Origin of the sequence: Pareuzebyella sediminis, assembly GCF_008367235.1 — a bacterium.
GTDB classification, from domain to species: Bacteria; Bacteroidota; Bacteroidia; order Flavobacteriales; family Flavobacteriaceae; genus Pareuzebyella; species Pareuzebyella sediminis.
Window position 1 is genome coordinate 179,686 of record NZ_VTZS01000004.1, and the last position, 25,174, is coordinate 204,859.

Annotated in this window: 25 protein-coding genes; 21 read left to right on the forward strand and 4 right to left on the reverse strand. The window is 42.9% G+C overall.

Annotated elements, in window-relative coordinates:
• Positions 1-44: 44 nt before the first annotated feature.
• The gene (locus F2B13_RS14880; RefSeq protein ID WP_149304564.1) at positions 45-1,367 is read right to left on the reverse strand and encodes an ATP-dependent 6-phosphofructokinase; all 1,323 of its coding nucleotides are present in this window, start codon (positions 1,365-1,367) and stop codon (positions 45-47) included.
• A gap of 287 nt (positions 1,368-1,654) precedes the next feature.
• Here F2B13_RS14880 and F2B13_RS14885 point away from each other — a divergent pair, with 287 nt between their 5' ends.
• A complete protein-coding gene (locus tag F2B13_RS14885; RefSeq protein ID WP_149276574.1) occupies positions 1,655-2,557 on the forward strand; it encodes a universal stress protein in 903 nt (300 codons plus the stop codon).
• On the opposite strand, the gene F2B13_RS14890 is transcribed toward F2B13_RS14885, so the two are convergent.
• Positions 2,550-2,777 (reverse strand): hypothetical protein, encoded by a 228-nt coding sequence (locus tag F2B13_RS14890; protein ID WP_149276575.1) that lies wholly within the window; start codon positions 2,775-2,777, stop codon positions 2,550-2,552. The two genes, F2B13_RS14885 and F2B13_RS14890, sit on opposite strands and share 8 nt — an antisense overlap.
• Positions 2,778-2,946: 169 nt before the next feature.
• On the opposite strand from F2B13_RS14890, the gene F2B13_RS14895 reads away from it, so the two are divergent.
• From F2B13_RS14895 to F2B13_RS14910, 4 genes are all read left to right on the forward strand, one after another.
• Positions 2,947-4,224: an NAD(P)/FAD-dependent oxidoreductase gene (locus tag F2B13_RS14895; RefSeq protein ID WP_149276576.1), complete on the forward strand. Its 1,278-nt coding sequence runs from the start codon at positions 2,947-2,949 to the stop codon at positions 4,222-4,224.
• A 215-nt stretch (positions 4,225-4,439) separates the two neighbouring features.
• Entirely contained in the window at positions 4,440-7,175 is a 2,736-nt protein-coding gene (locus F2B13_RS14900; protein ID WP_149304565.1) for a DUF7133 domain-containing protein, read from the forward strand.
• 563 nt (positions 7,176-7,738) lie between these two features.
• Entirely contained in the window at positions 7,739-8,293 is a 555-nt protein-coding gene (locus tag F2B13_RS14905; RefSeq protein ID WP_149304566.1) for a nitroreductase family protein, read from the forward strand.
• Positions 8,294-8,371: 78 nt separating this feature from the next.
• Positions 8,372-9,310, forward strand: a complete 939-nt coding sequence (locus tag F2B13_RS14910; protein ID WP_149304567.1) for an ion channel — start codon at positions 8,372-8,374, stop codon at positions 9,308-9,310.
• Between the two features lie 138 nt (positions 9,311-9,448).
• Here F2B13_RS14910 and F2B13_RS14915 read toward each other — a convergent pair whose 3' ends face one another.
• A complete protein-coding gene (locus F2B13_RS14915) occupies positions 9,449-10,768 on the reverse strand; it encodes a serine hydrolase domain-containing protein (RefSeq protein WP_149304568.1) in 1,320 nt (439 codons plus the stop codon).
• A gap of 18 nt (positions 10,769-10,786) precedes the next feature.
• Complete coding sequence (locus tag F2B13_RS14920) at positions 10,787-11,302, reverse strand: DUF456 domain-containing protein (protein WP_149276582.1); 516 nt, start codon at positions 11,300-11,302, stop codon at positions 10,787-10,789.
• Positions 11,303-11,517: 215 nt separating this feature from the next.
• Between F2B13_RS14920 and F2B13_RS14925 the strand changes: the two genes are divergently transcribed.
• From F2B13_RS14925 to F2B13_RS15000, 16 genes are all read left to right on the forward strand, one after another.
• A complete protein-coding gene (locus F2B13_RS14925) occupies positions 11,518-11,880 on the forward strand; it encodes a BlaI/MecI/CopY family transcriptional regulator (RefSeq protein WP_149276583.1) in 363 nt (120 codons plus the stop codon).
• The gene (locus F2B13_RS14930; protein WP_149276584.1) at positions 11,877-13,205 is read left to right on the forward strand and encodes a M56 family metallopeptidase; all 1,329 of its coding nucleotides are present in this window, start codon (positions 11,877-11,879) and stop codon (positions 13,203-13,205) included. The genes F2B13_RS14925 and F2B13_RS14930 overlap by 4 nt, the downstream gene beginning before the upstream one ends.
• Positions 13,206-13,305: 100 nt before the next feature.
• Entirely contained in the window at positions 13,306-15,447 is a 2,142-nt protein-coding gene (locus F2B13_RS14935) for a TonB family protein (RefSeq protein WP_232623039.1), read from the forward strand.
• 89 nt (positions 15,448-15,536) lie between these two features.
• Positions 15,537-16,643 (forward strand): tetratricopeptide repeat protein, encoded by a 1,107-nt coding sequence (locus tag F2B13_RS14940; protein ID WP_232625252.1) that lies wholly within the window; start codon positions 15,537-15,539, stop codon positions 16,641-16,643.
• Between the two features lie 44 nt (positions 16,644-16,687).
• Positions 16,688-17,164: a hypothetical protein gene (locus F2B13_RS14945; RefSeq protein ID WP_149276586.1), complete on the forward strand. Its 477-nt coding sequence runs from the start codon at positions 16,688-16,690 to the stop codon at positions 17,162-17,164.
• An 88-nt stretch (positions 17,165-17,252) separates the two neighbouring features.
• Entirely contained in the window at positions 17,253-17,816 is a 564-nt protein-coding gene (gene ruvC, locus F2B13_RS14950) for a crossover junction endodeoxyribonuclease RuvC (RefSeq protein WP_149276587.1), read from the forward strand.
• Positions 17,817-17,952: 136 nt separating this feature from the next.
• Entirely contained in the window at positions 17,953-19,086 is a 1,134-nt protein-coding gene (hemW, locus tag F2B13_RS14955; RefSeq protein ID WP_149304569.1) for a radical SAM family heme chaperone HemW, read from the forward strand.
• A 47-nt stretch (positions 19,087-19,133) separates the two neighbouring features.
• Positions 19,134-19,886, forward strand: a complete 753-nt coding sequence (locus tag F2B13_RS14960; protein ID WP_149276589.1) for a cyclase family protein — start codon at positions 19,134-19,136, stop codon at positions 19,884-19,886.
• A complete protein-coding gene (locus F2B13_RS14965) occupies positions 19,883-20,233 on the forward strand; it encodes a DUF4260 domain-containing protein (protein WP_149304570.1) in 351 nt (116 codons plus the stop codon). The genes F2B13_RS14960 and F2B13_RS14965 overlap by 4 nt, the downstream gene beginning before the upstream one ends.
• Positions 20,234-20,255: 22 nt before the next feature.
• Positions 20,256-20,879 carry a DUF4230 domain-containing protein gene (locus F2B13_RS14970; RefSeq protein WP_149276591.1) on the forward strand — a complete coding sequence of 208 codons (624 nt, stop codon included), beginning with the start codon at positions 20,256-20,258 and terminating at the stop codon, positions 20,877-20,879.
• A gap of 90 nt (positions 20,880-20,969) precedes the next feature.
• Entirely contained in the window at positions 20,970-21,296 is a 327-nt protein-coding gene (locus tag F2B13_RS14975; protein WP_149276592.1) for a Dabb family protein, read from the forward strand.
• 1 nt (position 21,297) lies between these two features.
• Positions 21,298-21,828 carry a GNAT family N-acetyltransferase gene (locus F2B13_RS14980; protein WP_198440145.1) on the forward strand — a complete coding sequence of 177 codons (531 nt, stop codon included), beginning with the start codon at positions 21,298-21,300 and terminating at the stop codon, positions 21,826-21,828.
• 22 nt (positions 21,829-21,850) lie between these two features.
• Positions 21,851-22,207: an MmcQ/YjbR family DNA-binding protein gene (locus tag F2B13_RS14985; RefSeq protein ID WP_149276594.1), complete on the forward strand. Its 357-nt coding sequence runs from the start codon at positions 21,851-21,853 to the stop codon at positions 22,205-22,207.
• Between the two features lie 39 nt (positions 22,208-22,246).
• On the forward strand, positions 22,247-22,702 hold the full coding sequence (locus F2B13_RS14990) for a DinB family protein (RefSeq protein WP_198440146.1): 456 nt from the start codon (positions 22,247-22,249) through the stop codon (positions 22,700-22,702).
• A 53-nt stretch (positions 22,703-22,755) separates the two neighbouring features.
• On the forward strand, positions 22,756-24,525 hold the full coding sequence (locus tag F2B13_RS14995; protein WP_149304573.1) for a MutS-related protein: 1,770 nt from the start codon (positions 22,756-22,758) through the stop codon (positions 24,523-24,525).
• A gap of 244 nt (positions 24,526-24,769) precedes the next feature.
• Positions 24,770-25,114 carry an Hpt domain-containing protein gene (locus F2B13_RS15000; protein ID WP_149304574.1) on the forward strand — a complete coding sequence of 115 codons (345 nt, stop codon included), beginning with the start codon at positions 24,770-24,772 and terminating at the stop codon, positions 25,112-25,114.
• Positions 25,115-25,174 lie beyond the last annotated feature (60 nt).

The following is a 25,174-nucleotide window of genomic DNA, read 5'->3' on the forward strand; positions in this document are numbered from 1 at the left end:
CTTACTTGAAAATAGGATATGAACGTAACCTAATTTGGTATATGTTACATGACGTAAGGTTGTCCGGTACTTTGCAAGGCAGCGAACCAAAAGCCACCTTCAAGATCTATTTTTTTGCGTTTGTTCACCACCTTTGAAATAGGCAAATAGACAAATCGGTTGTTCAATCTTCCAACGATGAACTTGGTCTTTCCGGCCATAGCACCGTGTACCGCATGGTAAGCAAGCCTATTGCAAAACAGGCTGTCGTTGGCATTGGCCGGCGCACTTCGAATAATGTAGCTTGGGTCGATGTATTTGATGGTGGTTTGTGTGCCAGCGGCATCGAAGTAGGTCTTGATGCGCTCTTTAAGTAGAAGACCTATATCTCGATGTTTTACATTGCCGGATGGGTCCGTGCTTGTAGCGGTATCGGAGTCGAAAAGGTGTTGGCCGGCCCCTTCGGCGACCACAATAAGCGCATGTTGCTTGGTTAACAGTCGATGTTCCAGTGCCTTTAAAAAACCCTTTTCCCCATCGAGTTGGAACGCCATTTCAGGGACTAGGACAAAATTTACTACGGGCATGGCAATAGCTGTCGATGCGGCAATAAAGCCACTATCCCTGCCCATTAATTTAACGATGGAAATTCCGTTGAAGGCTCCAGTGGCCTCATTATGGGCATCCCGAATAATGGGACTTGCCACATCAAAGGCAGTTTCGAAGCCAAAAGATTTGTCTATAAGGTCGATGTCATTGTCAATAGTCTTAGGAATTCCTACGACGGCTATGTCCAGTCCGCGCCTTTCTATTTCTTCACCAATAGCATTGGTTCCTTTTAATGTGCCGTCACCTCCAATGGTAAAGAGCATATTTATGTGGTTGTCTTTTAGGGTATCGACCATCTTGGGAACAGATTGGGCACCACGGGAAGAGCCTAATATGGTTCCTCCGAACTCATGGATATCCTTCACTTTTTCAGGGGTGAGTTCCATAAAATCGTGACCATGCTCTGGTATCAGGCCTTCATATCCGTATCGAACACCGATGATACGCTTTACATCGTAAAAGTAATGCAGTGCCATGACAAGGCTGCGAATCACGTTGTTCAGACCTGGGCAAAGTCCTCCACAGGTTACAATAGCTGCCGTTACATTCTTCGGTTCAAAAAAAAGTTTTTCCCTAGGCCCCGCTTTCTCAAAGCATGCCGGTCTCACATTGTTTTGCAGACAGGTTTCAAAACCCTTAATAGAAACGTCGGCCAAGACCTGATCGTGTTCTTCGATAAAACTGAATATTTTATTTCCTGCCGTTTTGCTTAGGCGCAAGGGCGAAGATTTTTCGGCATTTCCTAAGGTCGTAATGTGATAAAGGTTTTCGAAAGTCATAGCTGTTGATGATTAAATTTTTTGCGATACTTTCTAGCTATTTTTGGCCGGAAAGCGTTGCCGAGGGCAAGTTGAAAGCATAAAAATAGTCATTTCAATCTCGAATTAAGATAACTTTTAAGGCTTCACGAACCATAATTTCGAAGTTCTAAATATTTAGCGGCATAAAATGGCAATCCGATACTTTTAAAGGGTGGGCAATACATTAAACCGCAAACCTGACATATATCATAGTTTCAGCATACCCCTTTGGATAATTTTGATAATAGATTAAAAAAAAATTGGGCATGAAGAACATATTGATACCTACCGATTTTTCAGAAAATGCATGGAACGCGACTCGGTATGCCCTTGAGCTTTTTCAACACGAACCATGCACATTTCATTTTTTAAATACCTATACCCCTGCCATTGCAAGCAGTCGTTTTATGGCTGCCTCCTTTACCAGTGATCGTCTTGAAGATGGAGCGGAAGCCTGCTCGGAAAGGGGATTGCGGAATTGGGTGGAACGTATCGAACAAAAATATTCCTCCGAGATCCATACCTATACGGTTACATCATCGTTCAGTTTATTGGCCGATGAGGTGAAGGAAATGGTTGTAGATCGAAATATTGATTTGTTGGTCACGGGAACGAAAGGTGCTTCAGGCATTGAAGAAGTCTTTATGGGAAGCAACACCGTGCGTATGATCAAACTAGTCAAAAATTGTCCCATTCTGGCGGTACCACAGCATTTTGAACTCGCACGGCCCGATGAAATTGCCTTTGCCACAGATTTTAACCGTTTCTATACGCAAACGGAACTACAGCCTTTGGTAGATATGGCCAAGGCATTTGGGGCTGTAATCCGTATTGTACATGTGCAGTATGAAATAAAGGCATTGACCGAGCTGCAACAGTTTAATTTGAGCATGCTCAGAAAATATCTAGGTAAATTCGAACACTATGTGCACACCGTGTCTGAATTGAATTCGGTTTCAAAGACGCTCGAAGTGTTTACCAAAGAACTGGACATCCATTTACTGGCGATGCTTAATTACCAGCATAGCTATATGGAACGAATGACGCGTGAACCTGTGGTAAAGCGTATGGCCTTTCATACCCAAATTCCACTTTTGGTCATTCCAGAGCTCGGTATGGAAGCGCACTCTAGAATCACGAAGGGCGAAGAGGTGTCGATGTCTAATTGATTCTTCTCGCGATAGGATAGTCTTCGTAGAAATCGTCAAAAGACTTGTCGGTATGATACTTATCGGTTAAAACTTTATAGACCATAAAGACTACGGCTCCTTGCCCCAAAACGGTAAGGTAAAATACCCAGTTGAAGGGGAAGTTCATGGCGGCCATTATGCTTACCGTTAGTAAAATCAGGGTAGAAAAGAAGACCCAAAACATGGCAGAATTTTTCATATTGCTTTTTGCTTCAAATTACATATTAATTTTTTCTCTATCGGTTAATAAAACCCTAAAAGCGAATTGATTAACAGTGTTTTCTGCCAAACGGTGTTTAATTGCGGCAATTAAATTTTCAAAATGTCCCGTTCAAACGAGCATGAATACATAATTTTGAAAAAAAATTATGAACCTTCCGGAAACCGGTCAGAAACGAGTGGTAATCATCGGAGGTGGTTTTGCGGGAATTTCCCTCGCCAAAAAACTTGAACACCTCGATGCCCAGATAGTGTTGATCGATAAGCAGAACTATCACACCTTTCAACCCTTACTGTATCAAGTCTCTACAAGCGGATTAGAACCTGATTCGATTGCTTATCCCATACGAAAAGTACTCAAGCGATTACGAAACTTTTACTTTCGTCTCGCCACGGTCGAAAGTATTGATCCTCAGGGCAAAATGGTTGTTACCGACATAGGGAACCTTGCTTTTGATTATCTTATTATGGCTACGGGTACCAAAACGAATTTTTTTGGAAATGAGCATATTGCCAAGTACGCTATGCCAATGAAGAGCGTGCCCCAGGCCCTCAATATCCGTAGCTTGATGTTGCAGAATTTTGAAGAGGCCGATAATTGCAACGACTTCGCCGAGCGAAAAGCTTTATTGAACTTTTGTATCATTGGCGCGGGACCGACAGGCGTGGAATTGGCCGGTGCATTTGCAGAATTGAAGAGAAATGTCTTTCCCAAAGACTATAGGCATCTCAATGTAGATGAAATGGAAATTCATCTTTTTGAGGGTGCTCATCAGGTACTTCCCCCGATGAGCGACCACGCTTCCAAAAAGGCAGCGGAATTTCTTGAGGAACTGGGTGTTCAGATTCACCTTGATGCCTTGGCCAGTGATTATGATGGCGAGGTTTTATCCTTGAAAGACGGTAGTCAACTTCGCACTAAGAACTTGATCTGGACCGCTGGCGTCAAAGGCGCATCCATTGAAGGCTTTTCGCCCGATGTTTTGGTGGAACGCCTTAATCGCTTTAAAGTGAATAAATTCAATCAAGTCGAAGGTTATGAAAATATATTTGCCATTGGAGATATCGCCTACATGACTACCGAAGATTACCCCAAAGGACATCCACAAGTGGCACAGCCTGCTATTCAGCAGGGGGAGCTTTTGGCCAAAAACCTGAAACTTATACTTAAGGGCCTTCCCATGCAACCGTTCGTTTATAAAGATAAAGGTACCATGGCGACCATTGGCAGAAATAAAGCTGTTGCAGACATTAAAAAGTTGCACTTTGGAGGTTTTTTTGCATGGTTTATTTGGATGTTCGTTCATCTTATGGCTTTGGTAGGGTTTCGCAACAGAGTGGTTGTCTTTTTTAATTGGGCCTATAACTACGTTAATTATGATAAAGCGGCACGGCTTATCGTGAGACCGTTCCAACCGAAAAGATGATTGTACTGCAGAAAAAGCACTGAATCCCCTGTGCTTAGATGTCGAAAAGGGTTGATGGTAAGTGTAGGTTCTACTCTTGAAGGTTAAATTAATTCGTAAGGTTGATGTAAAAATCGTTTATTTGTACTTCTAAAGTACCCACAACCTTCCTTTTTACGAAAGTTTTCGAAATCATGGTAGTTATGGACTTTTAATTAAATCCAAGTAATCTAGATATGACCAAAAGACTTGTTTTAATTGCAGCCTCTGCTATCTTTTTTATAGGCTGTAACGATTCTAAAAACGATTGTATACCCAGTGACAAAATTGTTGAATATCCTACTGACTCGGTAATCAAAGCCCTTAATTGGCCCAAAGACTTGACTATTAAAGGTTTTTCGGGTCCCGATGTTACCCCTGACCCTGCCTGTATGGCCGTTGCCGCTTCGGGAGAAGTTTTTGTGGGCGTCGATATGATGGGTTCTTTGGGAAAAGAGGAGGGTAAAGGTGCCATCATCCGCTTGGTCGACTGCAATCACGATGGTATCATGGATGCTCATACAGAGTTTGCCAAGTTGGATAACCCTAGGGGAATTCTCCCTATAGGAAATCAGGTTTTTGTACTTCATACCACCTTTTCAGACGCTCCTAAAGAAGAGGATAGCGTCGCTGTCGACGCTTCTGAAAAGGAAAATTCAGATAGTGTACCTGCCGATGAGACTCTTTCGGAACCGTTAAAAATAGCAGATAATATGGACTTGGTCGTTTTTGAAGATACAGATCAAGACGGTATTGCCGATAGTCCTCCAGAGGTGCTCATCAAAAACATCAGTAATACGAAGTATCTGCGCGACCGGGGAACCGATCATGCGACCAATGGTATTCAGATGGGTATTGATGGGTGGATTTATATTGCGGTAGGCGATTTTGGCTTTCATAACGCCACTGGGCGAGATGGTACAAAATTGACCCAATTGGGCGGGGGTATTCTTCGGATTCGGCCCGATGGTTCCGATATGGAAGTCTATACGCACGGTTTGAGAAACATTTATGATGTAGCTATCAATCCGTTTATGGATATTTTTACACGGGGTAATACCAACGATGGAGGTGGATGGAACATCCGTTTTATACATCAGATTCAATCTGCAGAGTATGGGTATCCCGTACTTTTCAAGCATTTTACCGAAGAGATTATTCCAGCATTGGTCGATGTGGGAGGCGGTTCTGGAACAGGGGCGCTTTTTATGAACGATGATCGATGGCCCGAAAAGTACAATAACGTTCCGATGATGGCCGACTGGGGCAGAAATCAGCTGTATATACATAGAGTGACCAAAGATGGCCCCAGTTTCAAACAGGAAGAAGAGCAGTTTATTCAATTGCCACAGATTACTGATGTTGATGTCGATGCCTCCGGAATTATGTACCTTTCTGCCTGGGATGGTGCCGGGTATTCAGGAAACCCGGAGCGAGGCTATGTGGTCCGTGTAACACCGAATGATTTTAGTTATGAACCTTTTGTCGATGTTAAGCAGGCATCGCTTGACAAGTTGGTCGAGTTGTTGGCAGCGGGCAATGCTAAATCCCGTCTGAGCGCTCAATATGAGCTACTACAGCGAAATGATAGCAATTCGGCATCCAAAGTACTTGAGTTGGCTCAAGACGAGAATCAATCTTTAGAGGTAAGGGCGGCGGCAGTGTTTACCTATGCACAGCTCGCCGGGTCTTCGGGGATCGAAGAATTGGTGAAGCTAACCAACAATGAAGACCTGCAACGATATGCACTACGTGCTTTGGCCGATAACAAAGATTGGTCTGAGAAGGTGCCGCTCGAACCTTTTTATTCGGGCATACAATCGAGCGCTCCCGAAGTAAAGGCCACGGCAATTATAGGATTGGGAAGGCTGGGCAATAAAGCTGCCTCAGAGCAACTGTTGAGCATAGAGGTTCCCGATTCCTTCGTAGCCCCTGAAATAAATACCGAAGGGCCACATGCTACCCCAAATTCGGAGATCGTGTTCCCGCACTTAGCAGTAAAGGCTTTAGTGGCTTTGAATGCGGTGGATGCAATTATAGATGCCCTAGGAACGGAACAGGAAGATTTAGCCCTATGGGCCATGCGCTATATGCATAATCCGAAAGTAGTTCAGGCTTTGATAGAGGCTCATAATAAGAGCAATGATAAAGGCTTCAAGAAGAAGGTGATGAATACTTTGGCCCGAATCTATCATAAAGAAGCACCCTATGATACATCTTGGTGGTGGAGTACGCGCCCCGATACCCACGGACCTTATTATAAAACGGTCGAATGGGAGCAATCTCCCGTCATTCGATCATTTTTAATGGATCAGTTCAAGGTCTTGGGAGGTGCGGAGAAGGACTATTTCACGGCACTCAACAGTAAGTACCGATTGGGTATAGATGCCTTTGGTGAATTGAAAATGGAGGCTCCCAAAGAGGATATGCCCATAGTCGATTTTGAAAAAATAAAGAATAAGAAGGGGCAAATCGGAGAGTCTTCTATAGAAGATGTGATGTTGGCACTGGGCAAAATAAAGGGGGATGCTGCCAAAGGGGCGGAACTCTTTAATAGTCAAGGTTGCGTTGCTTGCCACAGTTTGAAAACAGATGAGGTGATGAAAGGGCCCTTTATGGGGCAAGTGGGCTCTATTATGAACAAAGAACAAATAGCGGAATCTATCTTGAAGCCAAATGCCTCCATTTCACAAGGGTTTTCCACGGTACAGATCAGTACTAAGGGAGGTGAGAATTATGTAGGTTTCGTTACCAGTGAATCGGCCGATGATTTAACCATTCGTAATATTGTAGGTACGGCCACGGATTTAAAAAAATCGGATATAGCCGAACGAAAAGAATTGGAAACCTCGATGATGCCCTCCGGACTTGCAAATTCATTAAGTTTTGAAGAAATGGCTTCTTTGGTTACCTTTTTGTCCGAGCAGAAATAAGTGGGCCGGTATAAGTTTTTCTCAAAAAGCTTTGCTATCTTTACCGTGTTGTGTTGTGACCCAATACCTTAATTAGGTACGGGCCAATGAAAGGCTTTCCATGTTGGAAGGCTTTTTTTATGCCGTAGCCCTAGATTATCTAGCTAGTCAAAAATAATATCCTCCGCAATAGCGATATACACGTGGCGGTGGCCGCTTTGAAAGCTCTGGCGCGAATTTTTGATAAAAATTTCGATGCTGACGAGTCATGTGGCGTACATCAGGGCACAGCTACCCAAAAAACCATGCAAGCGAGATTCCCTATAGGTATGGTGATTTTTATTGATCCCTTACACCGATTATCATCCGAAGATGCTGGGGCCTATAAGAATTACAATTGACTCGGGCCACTTTGAATACTTATGATGCACGTTCTATCAAACTTAGTTGTAGTGATAAAGTAATTGTGATGCTAGGTTCGTACGGCGATAATTTGTAATGAATGTACACCCTTTCCGGAGACTGGGCAAGGTCAAAACAAAAGAATGGCTTAATTTTAAGGAGCTTAATAATTATACAGAAGAATGATATTTGATCTTATAAAAAACAGACGCTCCGTGTTTCCGGTTCAATATAACAATGAACCCATTGCCAAAGGAGACATTCAAAGAATACTGGAAGCGGCAAATTGGGCACCGACCCATAAAAAAACAGAGCCTTGGCGATTTAAGGTGTTGACCGGTGAAAGCAAGGAGAAATTAGGAATGTTCCTTTCCGAAAAATATATGGCTACAGAAACACGGCCAAAGCAAATGAAAATCAAAAAATTACAAGAAAACCCGAAGAGGGCGGGCGCGGTAATTGCTATTTGTATGCAACGTGACCCAAAGGAAAGCGTTCCGGAATGGGAAGAAGTCGCTGCGGTCGCCATGGCGGTTCAGAACATGTGGCTTTGTTGTGCCGCACTGGGCATCGGTTGTTATTGGAGCTCACCAAGGTTGATCAGTTACATGAACGAGTTTTTCGAGATGGAAAATGGAGAGCGGTGTCTCGGCTTTTTCTATATGGGGCATTATGATGGAAATGTTCCCCAGGTCGGTCGCGGTGCGATCGAAGAAAAAACGGTCTGGTTGAACTGATTGTGACTTCTTTCAAGCACTAATACAATTACTTCATTTTGGGATTGTTATTTTCATCATTCAAATTGGAAAACTACTTTGAAACGTTATAGAAAAGAGAAATTCGAGGATTTAGGACTTGATACAAAATCTGGAAATGAAGGGTATCGCGCGCTAAATAAAGACGGCTCTTTCAATGTAAAGAAAGAAAACGTTGCCTTTTTTGAGCGTATCAATGTGTTTCATTCCATGGTCTCCATGTCATGGTTGCGATTTTTTGGCGTATTGGCCTTGGGCTATTTTCTAATCAATATTATCTTCGCTAGTCTGTATTTGATCATAGGAACGGAGCACCTTACAGGTATTCGCGGAACTACACCGTTAGATCAGTTTACTGAGGCTTTCTTTTTCAGTGCACAGACCGTAACCACCTTGGGCTATGGTCAAGTGGCTCCCTTAAACTTGGCGGCAAACATGGTCGCTGCCACGGAATCGTTGTTGGGACTTTTAATGTTTGCGTTGGCCACGGGACTTATGTACGGTCGATTTTCAAAACCATTTGCAACCATAAAATACAGTTCCCATGCTGTAATGGCCCCCTACCGTGACATTAATGGATTCATGTTCAGGGTAGTCAACCCTAAAAGCAATCAGCTGATGGAAGTAGAAGTAAACGTAACCTTATCCATGAAGCGCGATAGTGAATCGGAAGCGAGGGATTTTTTCTCATTGGAACTTGAGCGCGAAAAGGTCGTATTTTTTCCAACCATGTGGACTATCGTACACCCGGTGGGCAAAGAAAGTCCTTTATTCAATAAAACAGCGCAGGAGATTATCGAGGGAGATGCAGAATTCATTGTGATGATCAAGGCTTTCGATGAATCGTTTTCGCAAACCGTATACTCAAAATCCTCTTATAAGGCCGAAGAAATCAAATGGGGCGAGAAATTTACCTATTTGACCAAACGACATGGTAATGGGGTTGCGATAGATATAAGTCAAATTGATGCAACGTATAAAGCCGAATTAAACCCTTAATGAGCGCGGTTTTCTATGAACGTTCATTTTATTATTAGGCATATGCCGAGTACGTTCTATGGGAGATTGTAAGGGCAATAAAAAATAAGGCAGTAGCAAAATTAGTTTGTTTCCCTGAGGGGTACGGGTTACATTCTACTACTCTTTCGTATACTTGAAAACGCCACCCCCTTGTTTTAAGGTCATGGAATTTTCAACAGGGTCAAACTGCAACCGTACCCCTGCCGGTTTGAATTCAAAAACATCCCTGTCAACCGCTTCCATAGGAAAAGAGGGTTGGCCCGTAGCTTGACCAATTAGGGTATTTTCGTCTTTGGTGATTGTAATCTTTAAAGCAATTTGTAGGCTCGAATAGACACCCAAATACGGATCGAGGTCCTCAGAGGTTACCGGGATTGTCTTAAATGTCGGAATTTCAAAAGGCTTTCCGTAATATGAACTCAGCGCAGCGATAATAATATCATTGTTGGAATATCTGGTGCCGTTCGAGGTTAAGGCGACTGCCAGATAATCTTCGGGAAAATAGGCGAGTACCGAAGTAAACCCATCGATACCTCCATTATGGCCGAAGCCTATTTTATCATAAAAGGGAACCTGAAAAATTCCCATACCATAATTGTCCGAAATGGTCTTCATGGTGCTAAGACTTTCTTGGGAAATTAGTTGCCCTTTAAAAAGGGCGTCGATAAAAATAGTGAGGTCCGAAGGCGTAGAGACTATTGCACCGGCACCTAGAGGAATGGACAAGTCGGTCTCGCTCATTTTTTGCCATCCCTCGCTGTAGGAAAAAGAATAGGCTTCGTTTTTTGTTATATCGGTTTTACCTCCAACATAAGTATTGCGTAGCCCTATCGGTTCAATAATTTTACGACGTACTAGTTCCGAATAGGGTATTCCGAAGGTGTCTTCGAGAATAAAGGTCAACAATACGTAGTTCGAATTACTGTATTCGGCTTTACTGTTGGGATCGAAAATACTACCGCCCTTGGCAATTATTTGTACCAGCTCATCTCTGGTCTTGGCTTGCGTATCCCACTCCTTATAGTCCTCGCGACTGGTAAAATTAAAAATGCCGCTTCTATGGTTGAGCAAGTTGCCGATGGTAATTTTGTCGGCGTTTTCGATTTCAGGAAAGTAGGTTTCGATCGTCTCATCGAGTTTCAGTTTGTCGTTTTCAATAGCTTTAAAGACAAGCGCCGAGGTAAACATTTTGGTAATGGAACCGATGCGGTATTTGGTGGCCACGGTCGGCTTCTTTTCTGGTGCCATAGCCGCATAACCGATAGCTTTGGTATAGAGTAGCTTGCCATTTTGCGAAAGGGCAAGACTACCCATAAACCGATTGTTGGCTTCCAATGAATTTAAAAGACTGTCGAGCTTTGTATAATCTGGGTTTTGTGCATAAATACATAGACTTGTTAGAGCGAGCAGAAAACAGGTAAATAGATTGGGTTTCATGTTTTTCAGTTTTAAGGATTACTCTAAAAAGGGAAAAAATCCGGTTCTATGGTCCCAAGCCTTTGAAATAAAAAGGCCTAAAAAAATAATGGCCACCAAAAATTTCATAAAAGTCCCTGTAAGAAATCCCAAAAAAGAGCCAAAGGCAGCCCTTGTGGCCGTCTTTCTGTCGGCCTTGTTCAATAATTCTCCCACCAAAGCGCCGATAAATGGCCAAATAATGATTCCGAACGGACCGAAAACTGGAAAAAACAAGGCGACCAACAATCCTAAAGTAGTACCGATTACCCCATATTTGGTACCTCCAAACCTTTTGGTCCCCATTACAGGAATGATATAGTCAAGAATAAAAACGAACAGTGCCACAGCTCCCGTTATCCCCAAAAACCACCAATCTTGGGGTATCGCCAAAGTCAGGTGTAACAACAACAATCCGACCCAACTTAAAGGCGGGCCGGGGAGTACAGGGAGAAAACTACCCAATATACCCACTAGCATAAAAAGAAAGCCTACGATCAATAAAGCAATATCCATTGCTAAAATTTTCTATTTGACGAAGATAGCAATGATTTGTTACAGGCATCATGGCGTTATCTATCAAAACCAAAATTTTTAACTAAAAAATTAGTTTAAACTAAATATTTAGTTATATTAGTGTTCTGAAATCGTTTTATGGAATGCTGAAAAGCAAGAAATGGACAAAAGAATGATGAAAGAGAATTAAAGAAATAGAATCAAACTGAGCAAAAATGAAACAATTAACCAAAGCGGAGGAAGAAGTAATGCAGGTGCTCTGGGCGCTTGAAAAATGTAATGTGGCAGCCATTATCGATGAGTTACCCGAACCCAAACCTGCGTACAATACGGTATCGACCATTGTTCGAATCTTGGAAAGCAAGGGTTTTGTAGACCATGAAAAAGAAGGGAAGGGCCATATTTATTTCCCGCTGGTCAAGAAATCGGATTACAGTAATCAGAGTATCAATAAATTGGTCGATGGGTACTTTCAAGGCTCGTTCAAGAGTATGGTCTCCTTTTTTATGAAAAAGAACGATATGAGCCTTTCCGAATTGGAATCTATCTTAAAGGAAATTAAAAAGAACAAGAAATGATCCAGTATATCTTAGAGTGCATCGCCTTTCAACTGGTGTTCCTCGTCATCTACGATTTTTTCCTAAAAAGGGAAACCTTCTTTCAGTGGAACCGGGCCTATCTGATCGGTACCTACCTGTTGTCGCTGTTTTTGCCCTGGGTGAAAATCGAGGCGTTCAAGACCACTGTTCCGGAACGGTATGTCGTGTACCCGGAATATTTGTGGAACGCCAACGATGCCTTAGGGGTAGCGGCGAATGGAGGTACAGGCGAGGTATGGTCCTGGGAAACCGTAGTGTTTCTTATGGGCGCGGTAGTGGCGACCGTGCTTTTCGGGTACAAGATGTGGCAATTGTACCGCTTGCGAAGCGACGGGGAGGTTCGTTATTTCAATGAGTTCACGCGCATCGTGATTGCCGATAGTCGTATGGCCTTTTCCTTTTTGAAGTCCATATTCCTGGGCGATAAGGTCGTTGCCGGTGACCATGAGAATATCATCAGGCACGAATTGGTGCACATCAGGCAAAGGCATACGTGGGACCTGCTCTATTTCGAGATGATGCGTATCATAGGCTGGTTCAATCCCTTGGTGTACGTCTATCAGAATCGAGTCTCGGAACTGCACGAGTTCATTGCCGATGCCGAAGTGGCCAAAGGCGATAAGGGCGTCCACTACGAATATTTGTTGTCGCAAGTTTTTCAAGCGCAAAACATTTCGTTCATCAATCCATTTTTCAAATCATCATTAATAAAAAAACGAATAGTCATGTTACAAATGTCGAAATCCAACAAAATTTGGAAGTTAAAGTATTTAGTATTGGTTCCCGCTGTTATCGGAATACTATCTTACACAGCACTTGAAAGCCAACAAACTGTCGATGATATCGTGATGTTAGATGAAATGGTACTTGTGGGTTACGGTGGAAATGGGAAAACAGATGATGCTGTTTCCTCCCAAGGATCGTACAACAATTCGTATTTGGCCAAAAAAAGGCTTGTAGACTCCAACATTTCGATGATTTTTCCCGGCTGCGAAGGAGTGGAAAATACGAGTGCATGCTTTCAGGAGAAATTTATGCAGGTCGTCGGAAGAAATTTTAGATATCCTAAAGAAGCCCAAGAAAACAATGAACAGGGTACGGTTTTAGCAACATTTACGGTGAACGAAAATGGAATGGCAACCAATCTGCGCACTAGGACGAGGGAGACCAGGGATACACCCTCTGCATTACGTACCGAGGTAGCCCGGCTTGTAGCATCCCTCCCTACAATGTTGCCTAAGAATTCCGAAGCTAAAATTACACCCACGCAGTTCACGATAGCCTTTACATTTGAGCTACGGTAGTTGTTGGAATTGGATGTAGTCCTTTAGCTGCGTAAGAAGAGATGGACAAACATGAGGCGACCATGTTCGTTTTTGAAAACCTTTTCAAAATATTTTGATTATGATACAGTACATTCTAGAGTGCATCGCCTTTCAACTGGTGTTTCTCGTCATCTACGATTTTTTCCTAAAAAGGGAAACCTTCTTTCAGTGGAACCGGGCCTATCTGATCGGTACCTACCTGCTGTCGCTGTTTTTGCCCTGGGTGAAAATCGAGGCGTTCAAGACCACTGTTCCGGAGCGCTTCGTGGCGTACCCCGAATACTTATGGAATGCCGACGGGGCCGTCGCCGTGGCGGCCAGTGGAGGTACAGGCGAGGTATGGTCCTGGGAAACCGTAGTGTTTCTCGGAGGCGCGGTAGCGGCGACCCTGCTTTTCGGGTACAAGATGTGGCAATTGTACCAATTGCGCAGCAACGGGGAGGTTCGTTATTTCAATGAGTTCACGCGCATCGTCATTGCCGATAGTCGTATGGCCTTTTCCTTTTTGAAGTCCATATTCTTGGGCGATAAGGTCGTTGCCGGTGACCATGAAAATATCATCAGGCACGAATTGGTGCACATCAGGCAAAGGCATACATGGGACCTTCTCTTTTTCGAGATGATGCGTATTGTAGGCTGGTTCAATCCCTTGGTGTGCGTCTATCAGAATCGAGTCTCGGAACTGCACGAGTTCATTGCCGATGCCGAAGTGGCCAAAGGCGATAAGGGCGTCCACTACGAATATTTGTTGTCGCAAGTTTTTCAAGCACAAAATATTTCGTTCATCAATCCATTTTTCAAATCCTCATTAATCAAAAAACGAATCGTCATGTTACAAAAATCTAAATCGAAGGGTATATGGAAACTCAAATATTTGGCCTTGGCCCCTATTTTGCTCGGGATATTGTTTTATACTTCTTGTGTTAGGGAGGAAAGCTTGGCGCAGGAGGATACCCAATCTCAAATGAAGGTCGACAATATTAATACGATGACCGACGCCCAAACACAGGAGCTGTATACTATTTTAAAGAAACTATCGGAGGGGGGCGACCATTGGGAGTTTTTGTTAAAAGATGATAGCGGTTCGATACGTTATCGGGGTTCTTCAACTGGGTCTTACATAAAATTTGACGGCATTAATGAGGTCATCGAGGCCACCATGGTCATCGAATCGGGAGATGTCGCGGCTGGAACAAAATTGACGGGAAAAGACAGCAACGGGGAAGTTGTGCCTTTTTCAGTCGTAGACGAGGTACCTATATTTCCGGGTTGTGAAAATGAAGCCGACCCCAGAGCCTGTTTCCAAGCAATGGTACAGAAACACATCGGCAAAAACTTTCGTTATCCCGAAGAGGCTCTAGAAAAGGGTATTCAAGGGCGGGTAAGTATAATGTTTACCATCCAAAAGGATGGGAGCATTGGAAACCTTAGAATGCGAGGTCCCGATGCATTACTGGAAAAAGAGGCAGCGAGAATCATCGGTACTTTGCCAAGAATGAAACCCGGGAGGTTTAAGGGAGAACTGGTAAACATTCCTTTTTCAATCCCGATTACCTTTAAATTATTGGGGTATAACATACAGCAAGGTACAGTAGCACCACAAAATAAAATTGTACCGGATGGAGATGAAGATGTGCCTTTTGCAGTCGTAGAAGAGGTGCCGATTTTTCCGGGTTGCGAAAATGCGGCCGACCCAAGAGCTTGTTTTCAAACAAATATGCAGAAGCACATTTCTGAAAATTTCAGATACCCTGAAGAGGCCCAAGAAAAAGGGATTCAAGGTAGGGTAAGTGTGCTATTTATTATTCAAGAAGATGGTAGTATCGGTTCCGTCAGAATGCGCGGGCCCGACAAAACCCTTGAAGATGAGGCTGCACGAATTATAGGAATGTTACCAAAAATGACGGCCCCAGGTAAGCAGGGCGGAAAAGCCGTTCAAGTTCCCTTTTCCATACCTATTACCTTTAAATTGCAAGGGGATGTTTCATTAAGAAGTATGAAAGTACCGTCTTCATCCTATGACGAAAATTCAGGCTTGTTCCATGTAAAGATCACGGATGGTACAAAAGCACTTCCCGGAGCCAATGTGTATGTCTTGGGCAAGAATATTAAAGAGGTAACCGACTTTGATGGTAACGCTACTGTTCGTGCGGACAGAAATGACCTTGTAGCCGTTCAATATAAAGGGTTTTCAGACGTAAGACTTAAGGTAGCCGATTGATGTCTTATAACCTGTGGTTTGATGTTTTGAAGTATAAAAAGGTCGGTTTATCTGCTTGGAGGCAAACCTCGTTTATATTAATATATATCTTGGCAATAAGCGCCGAGGCACAGCAAGCTACTTTGAAGGTTGCCGATAGTCTCTATGTGACAGGTAATTATTTCAAGGCCATCAATCAATACGCCAAAGTAGGTTCGAACACTTCGGAGCTGCAAATTGCTCGGGCGTACACGGCTATTGGAAATTACCATAAAGCTATTGGCCAGTACCATCATATCATCTCTAAAGACAGCACTTCGCAGATAGCGCGTTTTGAGTTGGCCAAGGTATATCTTAAGACGAAAAAGCCAAAAGTGGCTTCCGATATGCTGATCGAACTGACAGAGCTCGACTCGACAAACGCCGAATATTTCTATTACTTGGGCAAGACATTGCAGACTTTAAAGAAAGACTTTATGGGTAATAAGGCCTTTGTTATTTCGGCGACCTTGGACAGTACCCATCTTCGGAGCCTCTTTGAAATTGCAAAGTACTATGTCGCCCAGCGCGAAAAGGATTCGGTTTTGAAATACGCCGAAAAAGGCCTTCGATTTTATGCCGATGATGTGGCACTGATCAATCTTAAAGCGTTGGCCTATTTCAACAACGATGAACATGCCAAGGCCAGACCGTTTTTTGAAAAATTGGTCGATTTGGGAGAGCACAAAGAATTTATCTATTCAAAACTGGCCTTCTGCTACTTTAAGACGTGGGAGTTCGAAAAATCCAAAATTACGTATAAAAAAGTCCTTGCCCTGAACGATGGCAATGCAGATGCCTATTATCATCTCGGGGAGGTCTTTCTTAAGGATCGGCAAGCCGATAGTGCCCAATTTTATTTTAAGGAAGCCATAGCGGTACAAAAACCCGTTCTGGTCAGGGAATATGAAGGGTTAGCACGGGTAGCCAGGGTTCTAAACAACACCAAGGCCGCTTTAGAGTTCTACCAACTTGCCTACGAAGAAGACAAAGAGAATGCGTTACTTTATTTCAATGTCTGTACCCAAGCCGATAGCTACTACAAAGACCCAATCACCAAATTGAAATACTACGAAAAATTCGTCGAAAAGTTCGGAAATCACAACCCATACACGGTAAAAATGGCTAACAAGCGTATTTCTGAGTTAAAGGAAGAGATACATTTTTCGGGGAATTGAGTTCTATTCAAAAAATCGTAATTTTCCCGTAGAATAGAAGAGCCATGCGGTATGCTATCATTTTATGGGGTTTCTTACTTTTTAGTGCGTGTAATTGGTCGACGGCCAAAGAAGAGAAGACTCAAGAACTCGTACTTGAAGAAATTCAAGCCATCGACTGGGATGACGTTGATCAATATCCCTTATTTGATGATTGCGAGGAAATCGTTACCAAGGAAGAGCGTAAAAAATGCTTTATGGAAACCTTGCTGACCCACTTTTCAATGAGCTTACAAGAAGCTGGATTTGAGTTGCAGGAAGAGGTAAAAGATACCATTTTGGTCGATTTCATAATGGAAGATAACGGGTCAATAACCTTAATGAATATTCACAATGATGAAAAAATCAATGCCCAGCTTCCGAATTTTCGAGATCAGATTGAAAAATGCCTCCAAAACATGCCTAGGATAGCCCCTGCTTTAAAACGAGGTATTCCTGTGAGTGCCAAGTTTCGTATCCCCATCGTTTTAAGTTCAAGATAGGCGGCACATAGGCGGCCTCAGTACGTAAACCATTGATTATAAGGATAGCATCGAACTTCAGAACCTAAATTTTAAAGTATCATCTCTGTTGACAAAGGAAAAAATTATTTTGGGTATTGACCCCGGTACCACGATTATGGGTTTCGGCCTGATCAAGATAACGGGTAAAAAGATGCATTTTGTTCAGATGAACGAGCTGCAGCTAAAAAAGTACAGTGACCCCTATACCAAGTTAAAACTAATTTTCGACCGTACGATCGAGTTGATCGATACGTACCACCCCGATGAAATTGCCATTGAAGCCCCTTTTTATGGTAAAAATGTACAGTCAATGCTCAAATTGGGCCGGGCACAGGGCGTAGCCATGGCCGCAGGACTTTCGCGACAGATTCCGATTACCGAGTACCTCCCTAAAAAAATAAAGATGGCCATTACCGGTAACGGAAATGCCAGTAAGGAACAGGTCGCCAAAATGCTTCAAAATACATTGGGATTGAAGTCCCTACCCAAAAATTTGGATAGTACTGACGGACTTGCCGCGGCCGTTTGTCATTTTTATAATGAAGGACGGGTCGATATCGGTAAAAGCTATTCGGGTTGGGAAGCGTTTGTAAAACAAAACGAATCGCGGGTTCGTAAGAAGGAGAAGTAAAACGTAGTTAGCTGTCGGTTTGAACTAAACAATGGCCGATATCCTTACCTTTGTCAAGTGAAATTGAGGGGTCCTTTGCCTCCATCGGAAATTCCGAAGAGGTACGTTTGAAAACCAAGGAGCAGCCAAATTGACTATGTCAGGTATCTACATCCATATTCCGTTTTGTAAGCAGGCCTGTCACTACTGTGACTTCCATTTTTCGACCTCTATGGGTAAAAAAGAAACCATGATCGCAGCCTTGATCAAGGAGCTTGAGTTGCGACGGGATGAAGCTGCCGATAAGGAGATTGAAACCATTTATTTCGGCGGGGGTACGCCCAGTGTGTTACGCATTGATGAATTGAACGGCCTGATCGAAGCGGTATATGCAAATTATCGAGTGGCTTCGAATCCGGAGATAACCTTGGAGGCCAATCCTGACGATTTGTCCCGTTCAAAACTAATTGCGCTTTCTGAAAGTAAATTAAATCGGTTGAGCATCGGTATTCAATCGTTTGACGATAAAGACCTAAAATTGATGAACCGGGCACACTCGGCCGTAGAGGCCGAACGGTCCTTGGCTTTGGCGACTCGCTATTTCGAGAATATTTCAATCGATTTGATATATGGAATTCCCGGTATGTCGGTCGAACAATGGGAAGCGAATATTGCCAAGGCACTATCTTTCGACATCCCCCATATTTCAAGCTATGCCCTTACGGTCGAACCTAAAACGGCCCTCGCCAACTTTATAAAGAAGGGGCTCATAAATAACGTCGATGATGAGCAGTCGCAAGTCCATTTTTATAAACTTTGTGATACGCTTGAAGAAAACGGATTCGAAAACTACGAAATATCGAATTTTGCCAGACCAGGGTTTTACTCTAAAAATAATACGGCCTATTGGCAGCAGAAGAGATATATAGGTATCGGCCCTTCCGCCCACTCATTTGATGGAATACGGCGCTCTTGGAACGTAAGTAATAATCCCAAGTATATCATAGCGATCGAAAAGGAAGTTCTTCCAATGGAAACCGAGGTCTTATCTATACGTGACCGGTACAACGAGTATGTGATGACGGGCCTAAGAACGGTTTGGGGGGTTTCTTTCTCCAAAGTAGAAGCCGATTTTGGCGGAAAATATAAAGACTACCTTCAAAAGCAGGCAGAACGCTATCTCAAGGAAGGATTGTTGCACGGCCAAGATAATAAGCTCTTTACCACTAAAAAAGGACGTTTTTTGGCAGATGGAATAGTGAGTGATCTATTTATGGTTAATTTAGGGTAGGCACAAACGATTTCAAAACACCTAGGACATTTCCAAAAAAGACACCTATGAAAGCTACGATACACTATAACGGCGAGCATTATAATATAGACCTTTCAAAACCCAAGGATATTTCCATTCCGCTCCGTGGAGAGGCATCCAACGTCAATGCGTGGGGTGTAGACCCTCCCACGATCGAACCGCATAGCGAAGGAAGTTTTATTGGAAACGTGGCTCGAGGAGGATCCGTAAATTTCAATGATATATCGTTTAATCCTCATGCTCATGGTACACATACCGAAGGTGTAGGGCACATTACGGATGAGTTTTACTCGATCAACCAAAGCATGAACCAATTTTTTTTCTTGGCCAAGGTGATTTCCGTCGTTCCTGAATTGCGGCAAGACGATTGGGTCATCTCCAAACATATTTTAAAGGTAGCATTGAAGGACGAAGAAATCGGTGTATTGGTCATCCGTACGCAACCCAACGATCGAGCAAAGCTAACAAAGCAGTATACAGATACAAATCCGCCCTATTTTACCGAAGAGGCCATGCACTTTCTCGTCGATAGTGGGGTTCAGCATTTATTGGTCGACCTTCCATCGGTCGATAAAGAGAAGGATGATGGGGCACTTCAGGCCCATAAGATATTTTGGAGTTTTGATGGGCAATTACGTAAAGCGGCGACCATTACTGAATTGATTTATGTACCCGATGCCATTGAAGACGGACTATACTTTCTGAACCTCCAGATGGCGTCTTTTGAGAATGATGCTAGCCCGAGCCGACCGGTACTGTATGACATTGAGAAAAAATGAAAACATTGATAAAGTTGGAAGAGGCTTTTTTATTCCTTCTTGGAATTTACCTTTTTAGTTTGTTGCCCTATAGTTGGTGGTGGTTTCCCGCACTGATTTTAACACCTGATATAGGCATGGTCGGCTATGTGTCAGGAAATAGGATAGGGGCCGTTACTTATAATATTTTTCACCATAGAGGTCTAGGTGTTTTACTTTACCTCGCGGGGAGCTTCTTTGCACAGCCCATCTTGCAGTTGATTGGGATTATCTTATTTTCGCATTCGGCCATGGACCGAATTTTCGGTTATGGCCTCAAATACAAAAAGGGCTTTACGCATACCCATCTCGGGGAAATAGGGAAATAAGGTTAATTATAAGACATATCGAATGGATACGATTTTCGATTCTTTTTTAGGACTTGTTTTAGGAGCGATTTCAATGTATTGGGTGTATACCTATTTTGGAAAAAAGAAGAAGAAGGAAATTACAGAGCACCAGTCGACCGTGTTGCTCGATAAAATACGAAGTGTATGTAAATTGGTTTCCGTAGAGGGTGATTTTGCAGAAATATATCGCTATGAAAATATCAAGGCACATTTTATGAGCTTGGTAAGTAGCAAAAAGAAAGCCCTATTGGTAATTAATGCGAAAGCACATATTGGTTATGATTTGAAAAAAGTCGAGATTCGAGCGGATACCATGAACAAGAGGATCATTTTGACCAACTTTCCGGAGCCCGAGGTACTTTCCATTGAACCGGATATTCAATTCTATGACATTCAAAGCGGTATGTTCAATTACTTCTCATCTGACGATTTGACGCTTTTGAACAAGGAAGCCAAAGACCATATTCGTGCCAAAATACCGGAAAGCGGGCTGATAGAAACGGCTAAAAATGAAGCCTTGCAAGCCGTACTTCTTATAGAAAAAATCGTAGAGACCATTGGTTGGAAGTTGGATTATTCAGCCTTGGAGATTACCGAAAAACAAAAGGCAAGGTTAGAAGAATAATTCGATATCGAACAAAGAAAGAGCTAGAAGCACTGATAAATTAAAATACTAATCCTTCCCAGACTAAAGTCTGGGGAACAAAAACATAGCATGAGAGAATTTGATACAAATTTTGCACACACTGTTTATTTTTGGTTGAAAAATCCGAATAGCGTAGAAGACCAGAAGGCTTTTGAAACTTCTTTGCAGAAATTTTTAGATCACTCTGCCTTTGCGAAGACGAAATTTATAGGGAAACCACCCAAAGCAAGTCGTGATGTGGTAGACGGTTCTTTTACCTATTCGTTGATCGTGACCTTCGAATCTGCCGAGGCCCAACAAAAGTATCAAGAAGAACCGCCGCATAAATTATTCGTTGAAGAATCGAGCGATTTGTGGTCCAAGGTTATCGTGTACGATTCGCAAGGTATTCAATAGCGTGACGGGATTGATCTTCAGGCAAGCCGTATCTTCTGATATAGAAGCCATAGCCCGCTTGCATGCCTTAAGCTGGCAACAGCATTATCGCGGGTCTTTCAGCGATTCATTTTTGAATGACGAAGTACATTCGGAACGACGACGCGTATGGACGGACAGACTAATCGCACCGGTAGAAAATCAGTGGGTCTGCCTTGCGGAGAAAAATGGAGAGTTGGTTGGCTTTGCCTGTGTGTTTTTCAATGACAGCCCCCGGTACGGTACCCTGTTGGATAATCTTCACGTCTCACAAAAAATGAAGCGGCAAGGCATAGGTGCCCAATTGATGGGTAAGGCAGCCCAAGAAATTGAAGTCCGGTATCCAGGTTCAGGGATGTATCTTTGGGTACTCGATCTAAATAAGGCGGCTCAGCAATTTTATAGCGCTTTACAGGGAAAGTATATTGAAACGGTTAAAGGTAAGGACGTAGGGGAGCAAGAAGTAATTAAATTGAGATACCATTGGCCTGGAGTTAGGGTACTAATGGAATAAATAAAAATCAATTAAGTATGGAATGAATATTGAAGCCTTTCGAGAATATTGTTTATCGAAGAAAGGAGTAAGCGAGGAACTTCCATTCGGTCCTGACACCTTGGTTTTCAAGGTGATGGGTAAAATGTTTGCCCTATCTGGACTTGAGAGGCATCCGCCCCAGGTCAATCTTAAGTGTGACCCTGACCGGGCCATAAGTCTACGTGAAGAATACGATGGGGCTATCATTCCCGGATACCACATGAGCAAAGTCCACTGGAATACATTGATGCTTGAAGAATTGCCTCCGAAATTAATCATAGAACTGACCGATCACTCCTATGCGTTGGTAGTGGCAAAACTTACCAAAAAGATGAGGTCCGAACTTGAAGCCTTATGAATAATGCACCAGAAGTCTGAAAGCAAAACCGAGCAATTGATGAGTACCCTCAACAATGCTTTCAAGGGGGAGCCTTGGTACGGCATATCCGTAGTGAAGAAATTGGAAACTATCGATTGGAAAGTTGTCGGCACACCGCCCGAAGGATATTCAAAATCAATAGCGGTTATGGTCAAACACATGGTGAATTGGAGGGTTTTTGTCCTTAACAAGTTGCGAGGGGAACCGGATTTTGATATCGAAATCGATAGTGATCAAGACTGGCCTCTGATTAAGATAGCGAATGAATCCGAATGGGATGGTTTAATTATGGAATTAAGGACTACCCAAAAGGAACTGGTTGCTATCTTGCGCCAGATCAATGACGACTTTCTTAAAAGGAAGGTTCCGGGAAGAAAGTATAACTTTGAATATCTCGTCAAGGGGATTATAGAACACGACATTTATCATTTGGGGCAAATCGCAATTATTCACGCCATAGTAAAAAAGATCTAACCCGGCATTTTGAACTTATAGACTAGCGCCTTACATCAAAATCAAGAATATCGATGAAAAAACCCACCTCTTTTTATCAGGAGCAGCTACGGAAACATGATAGCTCCTTGGAGGCGATCAAAAGAAAACTATTTGCTTCGAGCATGGTTCGATTAATGGTTTTTTGCGCGGCCGCTTTTGGAGTGTATATGCTATTTGGAAACTTAAAATGGCTTGTGGCGATCATACTGTTGGCCGTTGCCCTTTTTCTTTATTTGGTATCGCGCCATTCCGACTTACTGTATGAACGGGAACGGCTGCGTGCGCTTCATCAAATTAATCGAACCGAATTAAAAGTTTTGGAGCATGAGTTTTTTGAACTTCCCGAAGGGAATGAATTCAAAGACCCAATGCATCATTTCAGTCAAGATGTCGACTTGTTCGGTAGGGGATCTTTCTATCAATATGCCAATCGTACTGCTTTAAAGCAAGGAGCTGAGACTTTTGCAGGATTACTTAAGGAAAATCGTATCGATCATATTGCCCAGAAGCAAGAAGCCATAAAGGAACTGGCCGGCATGCCCGAATGGCGTCAGAATTTTTCCGCCATTGCCCTTTTGGTTAAGACGGAAACGGATACGGAAAAAATTATCGGTTGGTTAAATCGGTATACCTCCTTTCTGCCAAAAAGCATGCGTTTTGTTCCTTGGATATTTTCGGCAGGAACCATCGTCTTGTTTACGGTGTACTTCACATTTGAAATTCCTGATGCGTCACTCATTTTTTGGCTGTTTTTCGGGTTGGGCATAACCACGCTTTATATCAAGAAAATCATGCTATTGGGCAATGAAGCCTCGAAGATGCAAAGTACTTTTCAGCAGTATAACAGATTACTTTCGCAGCTTGAAGCGACCGAATTTGAGTCCACCTATCTTAAGGATTTAAAGCAAACGATTCTAGGGGGATCCGAAAAGACGTCCACTGTTATTAAGCGGTTTTCTAGGGCACTGAATAGTATCGATAAGAATAACAATATGCTCTACGCCTTCTTTGCGAACGGTCTTTTCCTTCGTAGTCTTACACACAGCCGAACTATTGAGCAATGGATTGAACAATATGGAAGTGCTGTGGAGGGTTGGTTCGCTACGATTGCACATTTTGATGCCTACAATAGTTTGGGCAATTTTGCCTTTAACCACCCCGGTTATACGTTTCCGATCTTGGGCGATGATGACGTCGTATTGAAGGCTATGGGGGCGGGTCACCCCCTGCTGAAACCGGATAAGTGTGTCTTGAATGACTTCGAGATCGATCGGCAGCAGTTTTTTATTGTCACCGGGGCCAATATGGCCGGAAAGAGTACCTTTTTGCGTACGGTATCGCTGCAGATTGTCATGGCCAATGTCGGACTACCGGTCTACGCACAACAGGTACATTACACTCCTATAAAGTTAATTACGAGTATGCGTACGACCGATTCCCTGACCGACGATGAATCATATTTTTTTTCCGAATTAAAGCGGCTCAAGTTCATTGTAGACGAGATACAGAAAGATCGGTATTTCATAGTCTTGGATGAAATCTTAAAGGGCACGAACAGCACCGACAAGGCCAAGGGCTCCCGAAAATTTATTGAGCGCTTGGTGGCTTCAAAAGCGACGGGAATAATCGCTACCCATGATTTAAGCCTTTGCGAGGTTGCCGACGAATTTCCACAGATAGAAAACCATTATTTCGATGCGGAAATAATTAACGACGAACTACATTTTGATTATAAATTCAAAAGGGGTATTTGTCAAAATATGAATGCCTCGTTTTTGTTGCGAAAAATGCAAATTGTGTAGCTTTTTTATCGCGTTACCATATGTTTTCCACATTTGTTGGCCCACGTGATAGGAAAGAAACCTTTACTGAAATCAACCGAAGTCTCAGGTTCTGTTTTTCGGAAACATTCGGGTAAAGCGGTGTTCATCACATATTTTCGGTATTTGACAACAAATACTAGGTGCCGCGTAGCGATATTCTTACTTTTATTTTTCAAATGAATGATATCAAGGCACCTTGCCCTAGAATGGAAGATCGAATTTTATGGGAATCACTAAAGACTATATCGAAGAGCGCCCTGGTTTAGCGTATGTCAAACAAATTGCCGGGGAGAGGGATTTCGATTTTCAGCGGAAGTTTGTGGCAATTTTAACGGCTGAATTTAAAGGCGAGATGGGTGAATATCTGTACCACGTACGTATTGATGAGCCTCGTGCTGCCGCGGAAATCGTGGATAGAATGAAGTATAAGTTTAGCGTTTTAGGTATGGAAAAGGCCTTTGCTTTTGCAGAAAGGCATAAGGAAAAACTACAACTTGGTGACACGTCCGATGACTCGGATTTCAAAATAATTTTGGAAACCATCTCTGTTTTTCTCAGAGCTATTTAGCATAGTTCCTTAATCTTCAATACGGATCCAAGCTGCAATGATTATCCTTCAGAAGTACTT